At 71.0% G+C, this 13,762-nt stretch carries 11 protein-coding genes; 4 read left to right on the plus strand and 7 right to left on the minus strand.

Annotation, left to right across the window (positions count from 1 at the left end; all coding sequences use genetic code 11):
- Window positions 1–24: 24 nt before the first annotated feature.
- The 3 genes from D7X30_RS13615 to D7X30_RS13625 form a co-directional block, all read right to left on the minus strand.
- Window positions 25–2,367, minus strand: coding sequence for a PhoX family phosphatase (locus D7X30_RS13615; protein WP_158619261.1), 2,343 nt, complete (start codon window positions 2,365–2,367; stop codon window positions 25–27).
- Between the two features lie 148 nt (window positions 2,368–2,515).
- Window positions 2,516–3,073, minus strand: a complete 558-nt coding sequence (locus D7X30_RS13620) for a DUF192 domain-containing protein (RefSeq protein ID WP_199724275.1) — start codon at window positions 3,071–3,073, stop codon at window positions 2,516–2,518.
- Window positions 3,070–3,474, minus strand: a complete 405-nt coding sequence (locus D7X30_RS13625; RefSeq protein WP_120528360.1) for a TIGR02266 family protein — start codon at window positions 3,472–3,474, stop codon at window positions 3,070–3,072. Before D7X30_RS13625 ends, D7X30_RS13620 begins: the two co-directional genes overlap by 4 nt.
- 25 nt (window positions 3,475–3,499) lie before the next feature.
- Here D7X30_RS13625 and D7X30_RS13630 point away from each other — a divergent pair, with 25 nt between their 5' ends.
- The 3 genes from D7X30_RS13630 (at window position 3,500) to D7X30_RS13640 (ending at window position 6,992) form a co-directional block, all read left to right on the plus strand.
- The gene (locus D7X30_RS13630; protein ID WP_199724276.1) at window positions 3,500–5,863 is read left to right on the plus strand and encodes a hypothetical protein; all 2,364 of its coding nucleotides are present in this window, start codon (window positions 3,500–3,502) and stop codon (window positions 5,861–5,863) included.
- A 54-nt stretch (window positions 5,864–5,917) separates the two neighbouring features.
- Window positions 5,918–6,445: a hypothetical protein gene (locus tag D7X30_RS13635; RefSeq protein ID WP_120563356.1), complete on the plus strand. Its 528-nt coding sequence runs from the start codon at window positions 5,918–5,920 to the stop codon at window positions 6,443–6,445.
- Between the two features lie 73 nt (window positions 6,446–6,518).
- Entirely contained in the window at window positions 6,519–6,992 is a 474-nt protein-coding gene (locus D7X30_RS13640) for a nuclear transport factor 2 family protein (protein WP_120563357.1), read from the plus strand.
- Between the two features lie 18 nt (window positions 6,993–7,010).
- On the opposite strand, the gene D7X30_RS13645 is transcribed toward D7X30_RS13640, so the two are convergent.
- Window positions 7,011–7,979 (minus strand): homoserine kinase, encoded by a 969-nt coding sequence (locus tag D7X30_RS13645; protein WP_120563358.1) that lies wholly within the window; start codon window positions 7,977–7,979, stop codon window positions 7,011–7,013.
- A 144-nt stretch (window positions 7,980–8,123) separates the two neighbouring features.
- On the opposite strand from D7X30_RS13645, the gene D7X30_RS13650 reads away from it, so the two are divergent.
- Window positions 8,124–9,725: a tetratricopeptide repeat protein gene (locus D7X30_RS13650; RefSeq protein WP_120563359.1), complete on the plus strand. Its 1,602-nt coding sequence runs from the start codon at window positions 8,124–8,126 to the stop codon at window positions 9,723–9,725.
- Here D7X30_RS13650 and D7X30_RS13655 read toward each other — a convergent pair.
- From D7X30_RS13655 to D7X30_RS13665, 3 genes are all read right to left on the minus strand, one after another.
- Window positions 9,722–10,213, minus strand: coding sequence for a hypothetical protein (locus D7X30_RS13655; RefSeq protein ID WP_120563360.1), 492 nt, complete (start codon window positions 10,211–10,213; stop codon window positions 9,722–9,724). The two genes, D7X30_RS13650 and D7X30_RS13655, sit on opposite strands and share 4 nt — an antisense overlap.
- Window position 10,214: 1 nt before the next feature.
- The gene (locus D7X30_RS13660; protein ID WP_120563361.1) at window positions 10,215–11,552 is read right to left on the minus strand and encodes a cyclic nucleotide-binding domain-containing protein; all 1,338 of its coding nucleotides are present in this window, start codon (window positions 11,550–11,552) and stop codon (window positions 10,215–10,217) included.
- Window positions 11,553–11,657: 105 nt separating this feature from the next.
- Window positions 11,658–13,595, minus strand: coding sequence for an FHA domain-containing protein (locus D7X30_RS13665; RefSeq protein WP_233591551.1), 1,938 nt, complete (start codon window positions 13,593–13,595; stop codon window positions 11,658–11,660).
- Window positions 13,596–13,762 lie beyond the last annotated feature (167 nt).

The raw sequence follows: 13,762 nt of genomic DNA on the forward strand, positions 1-13,762 counted from the left end.
GCGGACCCTCAGGTGGAACGACGACTACGGCCAGACGCTGAAGCTGTCCTCGCCCGGGTGCTGGACGCTGACGAACAGGGTGGTCATGTCCGCGTTGAACGCAGGCCCCGTGGCCTCCGCGTCGCTCGGCATGGAGAGCACGCGGAACGCCTTGCGGAAGTACGGGCTGTCACGGTGCGCGGGCGCCTGGTCCAGGTAGAAGATGCCGTCCGCGACCTTGTTGACCCCGAAGTTGCCGTCCGTGCCGAACCACACGCCGCCCTCGCGGTCGATGACCAGGTTGTCCGGCTTGGCCGCCGCGAACTCCGGCGCCGCGCTGGTGGCCGCCGCCTCGCCCTTCCACACGCGGAAGAAGTCGAACGTCCGCGACCCCGCGGGCGCCGCCGGATCCGCCTCACGGATGGCGAAGATGGAGCCCACCTTGTCCACCGCGCGGTTGTCCTGCGCGCCGCGATCCTTCTTCACCCACGCGCCGTCCTTCAGCTCGGCGGTGGCCACCCGGCCCTGCGGATCCAACGCCGTGGGGTCGCCGTGCTCGGTGAAGGCCACGTAGAGCAGCGGCGTGCCGCTGGGGTCCTTCGGGTTCCACTCCGTGTCCTCGGGACGGTTGAGCTCCATCACGCCCACCTTGTTGGCCGCCGTCCACAGCAGCTTGCGCACCTGGTCGTCGTTGACGAAGCCGCCCATCGCGTTGTGGTTCGCGTCACGCAGCGCCGCGCCCACCTGGAGCGTCGGCTGGCCGAAGGCCTCACCGTTCGGTGCCAGGTCCGTGCTGTCCAGGCCCAGTTGGATCCACCTTCCGTGGCCCGGCGCCGCGTCCGTCGGCACCGCGCCGCCCACCAGCGTGTCGCCCGTCGCGTTGTCCAGGCCCGCGAAGTGCGCCGCGTAGAGCGTGCCCGCGTCCAGCAGCGCGCGCACCTGCGCCTTCGTCATCCCCGGCGTGTACCGGCCCTGCGACACGAACTTGAAGATGCGCCCGCCGCGCCGGTCATCGCCGGCGTAGATGACCACAGGCTGGTTCGCGAGCAGCTTCCAGTCCGCGTCCACCACGAAGGTGGCGTTCTCCCAGTGCGCGCGGCCCATCACGCCCAGCTTGCGGTGGCCCGCGCCCGGCTTCTCCGCGTCCTTGCCGTACCAGAGGTCCGCCGGCTGGCCCGGATCCACCTCCGTCAGGTAGCCGTAGCCGTCCTTCAGGTGCGTGGAGTCGCGGTCCCCACTGCTGATCATGTCGCCCTCCGCCGGCGCGGAGAAATCAGGCGCGAGCGGAGCCCCCGGCGCGAAACCCGGCGCCGCCGCGATCCAGTCGTTCTTCCCCGTCCACAGCGCTGCCTCCGGGTCGCCGTAGACGCCCTGCACGTTCTCCTCGCCGACGATGACCGTGCCCCACGGCGTCTGGCCACCGGAGCAGTTGGAGTGCGTGCCGGGCACCACGCCCGCCGCCAGCGGCGCGCCGGAGTCGTCGTGCTCCTCGCCGGACAGTGTCACGCCCACGACCTTCGCAAGGGTGGCGCTGGAGGCGTCGTAGCGCACGTTGGCCGCGTTTCGGTCCACCGCCCAGCCGCCCGTCGCGGGGTCCTGCACCACGCGCATCCAGGTGCCGCCCACCTGCTTCTTCCATTCACGGTTGTAGGAGACGAGCGCGTCCGCCTGCCACGACGTGCCGTCCGCCACCGTGTTGGACAACGAGCCCGTGTTGCGAAGGAAGCGCGCGAAGTCCAGGTGCTGACCGATGGGCGCAGTGCCCACGCGCGGCTTCGTGCCGGAGATGTACTCGTGGTTGATCCACATCCAGCCGGCCGAGGCCTGCCCGTGGTACTGCGGCGCGCGTCCGTCCTGCGACCAGCCGTCACCAAAGAAGGCGATGTAATCCACGTTCGCCCCGAAGCGCGCCCCGCCCTTCGCGAAGGCCAGCGGATCCATCCACTTGATGACCGTGGTCGGATACAGCCCTGGCACCGAACGCACCGTGTCCGTGGACGCGGACGACAGCGGGAACACCAGCGGCGAGGGCAGCCTCCCCGTGACGACCTGCTCCACGCGCGCCTTCACGTACTCCGCCACGTTGGTCGCGCCCGTGCCCAGGTCCCCCCGGAACGTCACGGCGATGACGGACGACAGCGGCGTACCGGACTCCACGCCCGGCGCGCGAGCCGTGGCGCCCGGCCCCGGCTGTCCCTGGACACCACCAGGGCCCGGACCGCCCGGCTCACCCGAGGGCCCCTGGGCGCCGTCCTTTCCGTCCTGACCATCCTGGCCCTTCACGCCGTCCACACCCGCGGGGCCCTGAGCGCCCTCGCAGCCCACCCACGTCGCGGTGCCAAGCAAGAGCATCGCGCCCGTGGCGCGGCTCAACAGATGAGAAGCCATGCAGTGCATCCTCCAGAAGGTGGCGCGCGCTTCGACGCGCGGCGCGAATCCTGCGGAGGTGGCGTGGCGCTGCCTTGAGCAGCGCGTCACTTCTTCATCACGGGCACGCCGGTCGCGCGACAAACGCGCATCACCGGCTCCCGTTGCGTCACGGCGTGATGGGGAGGGTGCTCACGCCCTCGAACTCCGCCGTGCCGCCGCGGACGATGCCGTTCTTCTGGCACCAGCCGCCCGGCACCTCCAGCACGTACTGGCTGGGGATGCCCACCGTGCGGTTCGTCAGCGTGCGCGGCTCCGCGTTCTCGATGATGCCCACGACGCGGCCCTCGGACGTGATGAACAGCATGTCCAGCGGGATGAGCGTGTTGCGCATCCAGAAGCCGCGCACCTCTTCATCCGGGAAGATGAAGAGCATGCCCTGCCCGGCCGGCAGCGACTTGCGCCACATGAGGCCGCGCGTGCGCGACTCGTCCGTGGCGGACACCTCCACCTCCACGCGGTGCACACCTCCGTAGGCATCCTTCAGCCGCACGTGCGCGCGCGGCAGGGTCGGCATCACGTAGTCCTCCGCCGACACGTCCTTGGACCGGGGACGCGCCGGAGCGGGCGCGGCGGGCTTCGGAGGCGCGGCGGGCGCTTCCTGACACGCGCCGCCCGCGAAGGCCAGCGCCGCCAGGACGAACGTGAGGCGCGTCCGCGTCTTCATGACGGGTGCTGGGGATGCAGGGGCTTGTTGAGCAGCTTCTCGGTCAGCTCGGAGCCAAGGCTGTCCGACATGAGCCGCTCGACCAGCGTCTCGAAGTCCACGCGCTGGGACTCGCTGCTGTAGATGAAGCGGATGCCCATGCCGGGCTCCTCCGCGTCGGCCTTGGACCAGACGACTTCGCCCAGCAATTCAAAGGGTGCCTCTCGGTGCGGCACCGTCAGCTTGAAGAGGAAGCGCGTGCCAATGGGCAGCGGCTTCTTCGTCTTGATGAACGTGCCGCCCTTGCTGATGTTCTTCGTGTAGTCAGCGAAGAACGAATTGAGCTTCTTGTAGTCGACCTTCAGCTCGATGGGCGCACGACCGTGGGTGCGCAGTTCGGATCCGCTCTTCTGTTCGGACATGCGGCCGGGGAGTATAGGGGACGCCATGCGGCAAGTCCTCCCCCGTGCCCGTGCACTGTTGGGCCGTCCAGCCGTCCTGGCCACCGTACTGCTGCTCGGCGGTGGGGGGTCGGCCCTTGTCCTCCTCCCCCTCTTCGGGGTCCCCGGCTTCGAGCTGGGCCTGGCCCTGTCCATCGCCATCGGCCTGCTCGGAGGTGGGACAGGCATCGCCGCCGCCGCCCAGGAGCGCCGCATCCTCGCGGGCGCCGCCCCCCTGCCCGCCCGGGTGGAAGCGTCCGCCCTGCCCGGAACCGCCGTGGGCCGCGCCCTGGGGGCCAGCATCGTCCTGAACCTGGGGGTGCTCGTCCCCCCCTTCGTGTGCGCCCTGCTCTTCGCCCGGTTTCGCACCGCGTGCGACCCCTTCGAGCTGGCGGGCTTCTACCCCCTGCTCACCATTCCCTCCGCCCTGGTGGCCTCCGCGGCGGGCGTGCTCCTGGGCTTCGCGACGGCCCGGCCCCGGGGCGCGGCGGGCCTGTACGCCCTGCTCCTCCTCGCTTCACTGGCGGTGACGGTGTGGCCCATCGTCTTCGGGCCGCAGGTGTTCGCCTTCAACATCTTCCTGGGCCACCTGCCCGGCCCGCTCTACGACGAGGCCCTCCAGATGACGGCCGCGCTGGGCTGGTTCCGCCTGGAGACGCTCCTGTGGGTGGGCGTCTTCGCGGGGCTCGCCATCGCGCTGCTGGACGTGCGCACCGGGCGCCTGGCGCTGAAGGGCGCACGCATGGCCGGGCTGCTGGGGCTGGTGCTCCCCTGCGCCCTGGGCATCCTCTGGCTGGAGTCCCGCGCACCACAGCTGGGCCTGCGGATGAGTGATGCGTACCTCTCCGAGCAGCTGGGCGGGGTGCGGGAGACGGAGCACTTCGTCCTGCACTACCCGCGCGGCAAGGCGCGTCAGGACGTGGACCGCATGGCCCGCGACCTGGAGTTCCGCTTCGCCCAGACGTCGGGCTTCCTGGGCGTGGCCCCCACGGAGCGCGTGCGCGTGTGGCTCTACCGCTCCGAGGACGAGAAGCAGCGGCTGGTGGGCGCCGGCCGCACCCAGTTCGCCAAGCCCTGGCGCACGGAGCTGCACATCCAGGACAAGCCCTTCCCCCACTCCACGCTGCACCATGAATTGGCGCACGTGATGGCGGGCCCGGCGGGCTCCGGCTTCTTCCGCGTCACCACCCGGCTGGGCGTGTGGCCGCTGATGGGCGTGATTGAGGGGCTCGCGGTGGCCGCGGACGACCCCGTCCAGGGCGAGCTCACCCTGCACCAGTGGGCCGCGGGCATGCGGCGGCAGGGGCTGGCCCCGGACATGCGCGACCTCATGGGGCCCAAGGGCTTCTACCAGTCCGCTCCGGCGCGCGCGTACACCGTGGCGGGCTCCTTCCTGCGCTACCTGGCGGACACCTACGGCGCGGACCGGCTGCGCGCCGTCTACGCGCACGCGGATTTCAACGAGGCCTATGGCCGGCCCCTGGACGAGCTCGTCACCGAATGGGAGCGCACCCTGGACGCGCTGCCCCTGGACGCGTCCGCGCTCGCGCGGGCCTTCGCCCGCTTCCGCACCGGCAGCCTCTTCACCCGCGCCTGCGCCCGAGAGGTGGCCCGCCTGTCGGACTCCGCCCGCGAATCACTCGCCAGCGACCCGCAGGACGCGTTCGAGCGCTACCAGCGCGCCGCCCGGCTCCAGCCGGAGGAGCCCTCCTACCAGCTGGGCCAGGCCGTGGCCCTGGACGCCCTGGAGCGCGGGCCCGACGCGGCGAAGGTGCTGGCCGCGCTCGCGGACCAGGTGAAGGACCGGCCCGCGCTCGCCGCGGAGGTGGCCGTGGCCCGCGCCGACGTGGCCCTCCGCCTGGAGGACGTGGAGGGTTCGCGCGCGTTCCTCCAGGCCGCGCTCGCGCTGGACCCGGGGCCGGAGCTCACCCGTACCGCCCAGGTGAAGCTGGCCGCGCTGGAGACGCCGTCGCGCCGCGCGCCCATCGAGGCGTACTTCCGCGCGCCGCAGGAGGAGTTGCGGCTGCTGCTGCTGGACCGCGCCCTCCTCGCGGCGCCGCAGGATCCGTGGCTGCACTACCTGATGGGGCGGCGGCTGCACCAGGTGGGGGCCCCGGCGCTCGCGGGCGAGCAGCTCCAGCGCGCCCTTTCGGACACCACCCTCCCGGAGGCCATCCGCCGGGAAGCCACGCGGCTGAAGATTGAAGACGCCTACCTGGCGGGCGACTGCGGCGCCGTGCGGCATGAAGTGGGCGCGCTGCCGGACTACGGGGCCGCCTTCCGGGCGGCGGCCTCCGAGTGGCAGGCCCGATGTGACTTCGAGCAGACGGCCTATCGCGGGCCCCTGGTGCCGCGTCAGGCTTTCCGCTAGACGCGGGCCCCTGCGCAGAGACGATTCACGCATCGACGGAAAGGTGGATGGGGCATGCACTTCGAGAAGACGCAGTACATCCAGGGGACGGTGGACGAGGTGGAGCGCGCGCTGTTGGACGAGCGCTACTTTCCGTACCTCCTCCAGCACCACGGCGTGCTGCTGGAGCTGCAGCCCCAGGAGGTGCGTGTCGACGGTGACCGCGTGCACCGCAAGGTGCGCTACCGCCCCAAGCCCGTCATCTCCTCCGTGGGCCCCAAGAAGGTGTCGCCGGAGTGGTTCGCCTTCATCGAGACGTCCACCTACGACAAGCGCACCAAGCAGCTCTCGTTCACCAACACGCCCACCTCCCACACCATCTCCAAGATGCTGGTGAACACGGGCGTGCTGAAGCTGCGCGACCTGGGCAATGGCCAGACGGAGCGCAAGATGGAGGGCGAGCTGTCGCTCAAGGTGCCCTTCCTGCTCAAGCCCGTGGCGATGATTGCCGAGCCGCTCATCAAGACGGAGGGCCTCAAAATCCTCGACGGCGAGCTGCCCGTGCTCAACCGCTTCATCGCTGAAGTCATCCGCGCCAAATAGTCAAAGCGCACGGAGGGCGGCGGGGCCTGGGAATGGGTTGACACAAATGCGGTTGAACCCATAAGGCCCCGCCATGCACAACCGCTTCCTCGCCCTCTGCGCCGTCTTCTTCCTGGCCGCATGCGCCCCGAAGCGCATCCCCGGCACGGAGCTGGAAGACACCGGTGAAACCCGCGCCATCCTCGCCGTGATGGAGAAGTACCGAGCCGCCCTGGAGGCCCGCGACGCGAAGGCCATCCAGGCGCTGGTGTCCCCGAAGTTCCGCGACGACGCCGGCACCCCCGACGACCCGGCGGACGACCTCACCGCCGCCAACCTCGAGTCCCACCTCCGGGACCTCTTCCAGAAGCTCCAGAACCCCAAGGTGGACTTCAACATCCGCCGCGTGGAGTTCCACGAGGACGAGGACGTCGCGCTCGCCATCTACTACTGGAACGCGTCCTGGCGCATGCCCGGCCTCAACGCCCGGCCCCAGTCGGACTCGGAGCTGGAGCAGATGGTGTTCCAGAAGATCGACGGCGACTGGAAGATCGTCTCCGGCATCTAGCCGCCGGAGCATTCCCCGTCACACGCCCACGAGCGCCCTCAGCCCGTCCGGGCCCATGTCATCCAGGGCCCGCGCGCGGGACAGGTAGGTGCGGAAGTCCTTGGGCGCGAGCTTGTCCGCGCCCAGCGGGGACAGGTGGTAGTCGCGGATGCGGCTGGTGGTGAAGCGCACCGCGCCGTAGAGGGCGTGGCCGTACAGCGCCCGCTTCTCCACGTCCGACAGCGGCCGCGCGTCCTGGTAGCCCCGCAGGAGCGCCTGGCACCGCTCGGGCTGGTACGCCCCCTCGAAGCACCACGCGTTGAGGGTGATGGCCACGTCCAGCGCGTACGCGTCCACGCAGGCCATCTCGAAGTCGAAGAAGGCGCCCACGCGGTCGCCCAGCCACTTCACGTTGTCCAGGAAGAGGTCCGCGTGGATGACGCCCCGGGGCTCCAGTCCCTGGCGCTCGGCTTCCACGCGCGCAAGGTACCGCTCCAGCTCCGCCGCCACCGAGACGAGCTCCGGCTCCGGCCGCTGCGACAGGCCTTCCAGCCAGCCCTTCACCAGGGCGGGGCCGTAGGGGTTCGCGCGCGTGCCTCCGAAGGACTGCGTCACCCGGTGCAGCTTGCCCAGCTCGGCCCCCAGGCGCTCCAGCACCTCCGGCGTGAGGCGGTCGCGGGTGTACTCCTCGCCGGCCAGCCACTTGAAGACGCTGATCCGCCCGCCGTGCAGCTCCAGGAAGGGCGTGGGCCCCGGAGGCACCAGCAGCACCGGCGCGGGGAAGTGCGCGCGGGACAGGTGATCCAAGAGAGATGCCTCGAAGCGCAGGTCGTCCGGCGAGCGCACCGTCGTGTGGCGCACGAAGACGCGGCCCGCGTCCGTCTCCAGCCGGTGGTTGGTGTTGATGGAGCCCTGGGGAATCGGCGTGATGGAGCGCACCGCCCCCAGGCCCCAGACATCCGCCACCTGGGTGAAGGCCTCGGGGGGAAGTGTCGTGTAGACGGCCATGACGTGCCTCCGGGGAGTGCCGCCCCCGCGTGCGTGCTGCCCCCACCCGTTGACACCCCAGGGGGCCGGACCTATCTGTCCATGCCCGTCCTACTTCGCATAACTGTCTGAAAATCTTCAATCTTTGCGCGTGAGGCCACCCCCATGGAAACGTCGGGCCGCGGTGACTGGAAGCGTCGCGAGGGACTCGGCAGCGCCCTGGCCCAGATTGGCGTCGTCGCCGTGCTGCTGGCGGCGGGGGTCGCCTGGTACGTGCACCAGGGACAGGTACGCCAGGAAGTGGACGCCCACCTGCGCACGGCGCGCTCCGCGGTGTTGAAGGGCAACCCCAGCGACCTGGCCATGGCGCAGCAGAACCTGGAGGCCCTCTTCGCGCTCGCGCCGGACTCGCGCGACGCGCGGGCGCTGGCCGCGGACCTCCAGGCGGAGCTGTGGCTCACCCACCACCAGCCCGGCGCGGACGCGAAGGCGCGCGAGCAGTTGGAGCGCGCGGAGGCGCTGGGCTCGCGCTCCGGTGAGCGCTACGGCGCCCGGGCGCTGCTGCTCGTGGGCGCGGGACAGACGGAGGAGGCGCACAAGCTGCTGGAGGAGCTCAAGTCCCAGGGCGCCAACAGCCCCCGGCTGACGCTGGCCCAGGCGCGGCTGCTGCAGAAGGAGGGGCGCCTCTCGGAGGCCCGCCAGGCCTTCGCGCGCGCGGCGGAAGGGGCCTGGAAGGATCCACGCTTCTCCGGGGCCTACGGTGAAGCGCTGCTCGACGAGGGGATGTTCCCCCAGGCGGTGGAGGCCTTCTCGCGCGCCACCACCGCGAACCCGGATCACCTGCTGTCGCGGGTGACGTCCGCCCTGGCGCAGCTGTACGCGGGGCGGCCTCCGGACGGCGTGACGGAGTTGCTGGAGGAGGTGCGCTCGCGCGGCAAGGAGCTGACGCCCGCGCTCCAGGCCCGCGTGGCGGTGGTCCAGGCGGAGGTCTCCCTGGTGAAGGGCGCCCCGGACGAGGCGCTCACCCACGTGGACGCGGCGCTCAAGGCCTGGCCGGAGGACCACTACGCCCTCTTCACCCGCGGCCGTGCGCTCGCGGTGAAGCGCGCCCCGGAGGCCCGCCAGGCCTTCGAGGCGGCGGCGGCGAAGCGGCCCACCGCGCCGCTCTTGACGCTGGAGGGCGCGCGGCTGCTCCAGGCCCAGGGCGACGGCGAGGGCGCGCTGGCCATGCTGGACACCTACGAGAAGACCTTCCGCGAGGTGAAGACGCGGACGGCGGACGGCAAGGAGCTGCCCGCGTTGGACCGGGACGACCGGTACTGGCTCGCGCGCGGCGGCGTGATGGAGGCGGCCGGCCGTCAGGACGACGCGCTCGCGGCCTACGACAAGGCGCTCGCGGCGCGCGGCGTGGGACTGGCGCGGGCGCAGTACGCCAAGGGCGCGCTGCTGCTCGCGCGCAAGGACTTCGACGGCGCGAAGGCGCTGCTCACCGCCGTGGCCCCGGAGACGGGCGCGGGCAGCATGCCGGAGGCGTACGCGGCGCTGGGTGAGCTGCTCTTCGCCCAGGGCGAGTTCGCAGCCGGGTGCCAGCAGCACTACTTCTCACTCGTGCGCGCCCGCGCCCAGGGCGCGCCCGTGGAGCAGCTGGCCACGCGCGCCAACGACATCAAGCAGCGCCTGGAGACCAGCGGCCAGGCCGCCATGGCCAAGGCGTGGCTCACGGAGGCGGGGCCGCTCTTCAACGACCCCGCCGCGGTGACGCGCTAGAACAGCTCCGAGGGATCCAACCGGCGCTGCTTCGCCTTCACCACGCGCCACTCGCCATCGTCCTCCTTCTCGAAGGTGCCCTCGATGGAGTAGGCGTTGAGGACGCTGTCCCGGGCCAGGTCCTCCAGCTTGTCCGCCTGTGAGCGGCCGAAGATGAAGCGCGCCTGGAAGTCACCCTGCGTGGGTGACACCTCGTGCACGTCGATGTCGGTGGTGAAGATGCGGACCCACTGACCGCGCAGCACCTGCGCGGTCAGGATGCCGCGCACGTCCTTCTTGCTCCAGCCTTCCGTCGTCTTGAAGCGCTCGGACACGCCCTCCATCACCTCGCCCACGTCCTTGTCCTCCGCCGAGCGCGTCATCGCGATGATGCGCCGGGTGACGGCGTCCTTCACGCCCGGCTCCTCACGCGGCCAGAAGAACAGCACGAGCGCCGCGGCGACCACCGCCGCCATGCCGCTCAACACCCGGGTTCGAGTCAGCACCATCTCAGGCGGCCCCGGTCTCCGGCTCCAGCATCATGTCGTCCGCGTCGATGATTTCGAGCGGGCGCAGCGCTTCGCCAATCTGCTTCAGGCGGCGGTCGGACAGCTGCTCCAGGTACGTGCGGATGTTGGGGAAGGTCGTCACCAGCTCCTGGAAGGCCTCGCGCTTGAGCCACCCCGCCGCCGTCTTGCGTGTCACGGACACCGTGGCCGTGGCCCGCAGGCCCGTGAGGAGTGAAATCTCTCCCGCCACGTCGCCCTCGCGCAGCACGCCCAGCGTCACCATGCCGCCCGCCGGGTCCTCCTTCTGCACCGTCAGCTCGCCGGCCAGCACCAGGAAGAGGCCCTGGGAGTACTCGCCCTCCACCAGGACCCTCTCGCCGGGCTGCAGCGCGCGGAAGGTGAAGCGCTGGAAGAACGCGCCCCGCTCCGACTCCGGCAGCTGCTGGAACAGGGGCGAGTTCGCCATCAGGTTGCGCATCATGCGCTGCTGCGCGAAGTCCGCCAGCAGCTGCGGCACCGCCGGGTGGCTCTTCGCCACCGCGTTGAGGTGCTCGCGGCGGATTTCGAAAACCTCCGAGTCCGACACCGCCGTCACCGACGCGGTGGGCGGCGCGCCCGTGAGCAGCGCCAGCTCCCCGAAGATGGAGCCGCCGCCCAGGAAGCCCAGCGTGCGGTCCTCGCCGTCCGTCCTGCGTGTCACCTCCGCCTTGCCGGCGACGATCACGTGCAGGTGATCATCCGGCTCACCCTCGCGGCTGATGACCTCCTCCGGCTTGATGGTGCGCCACACCATGCGCCCCACCAGGTCGAAGAACGCGTCCCGGTCCAGGTCCGCGAACAGCGGCAGGGGCGGACGGCTCTGCGGATCCGCGGTGCCGCCGGTGTCCGGAGCGGCCAGCACTTCAATCGCGCGGTTGGACAGCTCCTCACCAACGAGGCCCATCAGGTCCGTGTCCACCTTGCCGTCGTACAGGTGCTCCGGCGGCAGGGGCGGCGGCACGGCGGCGCGGCCCGGGGCGCTGCGCGCGGCGCGCGAGTGCACGCGGTAGAGCGTATCCTTCAGGCGGCGCTCGTTCGGCGACAGCTCCAGGGCCAGCTTGCACGCGGCCATGGCGCTCAAGAGGTAGTCGCGGCGCAGGAGCCCCTCCGCGCACGCGTGGTACGCGGTGACGGCGCGCTCGCGCTCACCCAGCTCCGCCAGGCACCGGGACGCCAGCATGCGCGAGCGGTGGTCCGCGGGCACGCGGCGAACGGCCTCCGCGAAGACGGCGAGGGCGCGCTCGAACTGGCGCTCCTCGAACAGGTCCATGCCCAGCTCACGCAACGACGACTCGTTCATCCGGTGTCTCCAGACCGCGCACGACGACAGGTGTGACAGGGATACATGAAAGAGGCCGCCCACCCCCATTCCACGGGCGGCGGCCCCCTGGCTCCAGCCAAAGCGCTACGAACCGCCGGCCTTCTGCAGGTCGCTCAGCGCCATCTCCGCCTTGCGCTTCACGTCCGCGCCGTCCGCGGACGCCTCGATGACGATCTTGAACTGCTCCGTCGCCAGGGCGGGGTCGCGGTCGCGCGAGATGTACGCCGACAGGTACAGCTCCTCCACCTTCTTCTGCAGCTCGTCCAGGCCGTCGCGGGCGCGCGAGTCACCCGGGTTGAGGCGCAGCGCCTCGCGGAAGCTGCGGCCCGCCAGCGGGTACTCCTTGCGCTTGAAGGCCGCCTGCCCCGCCGCCACCGACGCGGAGGCCAGCTCGTTGTCCAGCGTGTCGCCCAGCGAGCCCGCGAAGCCAATCTGCCGGTACACCTCCACCGCGCGGCGCAGCGGCTTCACGGAGGCCTCCAGCGCGTTGTTCTCGTACTTCTTCTGGCCCTCCTCGAAGGCGGAGCGGAACTGGGGGATGAGCTTCTTCAGGTTGCGCGCGCGGGCCTGGATGTCCGCCTCGTTGCGGTACTTGTCCATCACCCGGTCCACCTCCAGCGACGCGCGCTGGAAGTCCCCGCCGTTGAAGCGGCGCTCCACGTCCTGGAAGGCCTCCGCCACGAACTCCGCGCGGCGCTGCTTGGCGTTCTCCGCGGCCACCGCCTGCCGGATGCCGGCCTGCCGCACGGCCTGCTGCGCCTCCTTGGCCAACTGGTTCTCCAGGTCCGCCAGCTTCTCCTCGTAGAGCGAGCGCGTGCCCTGCGGCAGCTCCGCGATGAGGGTGCGCGCGTCGTCCGGCCGGCGCTCCTTCAGCGCCGCCTCGACCAGGCTCAGCGTGTACGCCTGCTCCTTGACGTCCAGCTCCTCCTCCAGCTTCTTGCGCACTTCGTCCGTGCGCGCCGTGCCCTGCGGCGTGCTGGTCAGCTTCGCGCGCGCGTCCGGGTAGCGGTTCTCCGCCATCAGGTCCCGGGTCGCCTGGAAGGCGTCCATGATGTCCTGGAGCTGCTGGGCCGCCTTGGCCACGCCGTCCACGTCGATGCCCACGCGCAGCTTCTCCGCCTCCTGGGCGAAGCGCACCGCGTCCGGGTAGTCGCCGTCGCGCACCTTGTCGCGCGCTCGCTGCATCAGCTCCTGGGCGCGCGCCTGGCTGGGGTCCACCACCGGCTTGGGCGGCGGCTTGTTCCCACCGGACATGGCCAGGCCCGCGATCAGCATCAGGAGCACCAGGCCACCCACCGCCGCGCCCACCTTCATCTTGAAGGTGATCTTGAAGCCCTCGCGCGCCGTCGAGCGCACCGGACGCGGACGGGGCACGCCCGTCTTGCGCGCCTTCTCGTCGCGCATCAGGTCCGCGAGCTTGTAGTTCGCGTTGGTCTTCTCATCCAGGCGCGGGTCCTTCTTCTCCCTCTTCTCCTCCTTCTTCTCGTCCGACTCGCCGGACTCGGCCTTGGCGCGCATCTCCTTGATGAGCTCGCCCTCGTCCACGAAGCGCAGGCGCGTCTTGCCCACGGAGATTTCGTCCCCGTGCTTCAGGATGCACTCGTCGACCTTCTGGTCGTTCACCTGGGTGCCGGAGATGCCGCCCAGGTCGCGCATCACCACGCCGCTCTCGCCGTAGACGAGCTCCAGGTGACGCCGGGACACCGTCTGGTCGCCCAGGGCGAAGTCGCAGTCCTTGCTGCGCCCCACCACCATGCGCACGCCCTTGAAGCGCTTCTTGCGCCCCTTGTCCGGGCCGTCCAGCACCAGCATCAGCACCGGGGGGCCGGCGCGCGTCGTCTCGGAGTTGTCCTCATCCTCCTCGGCGGGCTCCTCCACTTCCGGACGCACGTCGCCAATGGAGGCCACCCGCGTCTCGCCCGTGCGCGAGCGAACGGGCTCCGCGTCGCCGTACAGCTCCGGGTCTCCCCCGTCCTGGCTGTCCTCGCCGGAGAGCGGCGCGGACCAGTCTTCATCCGGCACGGCGGAGACGCGGCGGGAGCCGCCCCCCGCGGGGGCTTTGGGTCGGCGGTCCGCCGTCGCGCCCCCGGCCGAACGGCCGGTACCCGAACGCGATGACGGTGATGGACGGCGAGGAGGCATGGATGGGTCCAGGTTGAAGCGGCGAACATCTTAGAGCGCCCACCGCA

The organism is Corallococcus sp. AB011P (assembly GCF_003611605.1).
GTDB classification, from domain to species: Bacteria; Myxococcota; Myxococcia; order Myxococcales; family Myxococcaceae; genus Corallococcus; species Corallococcus coralloides.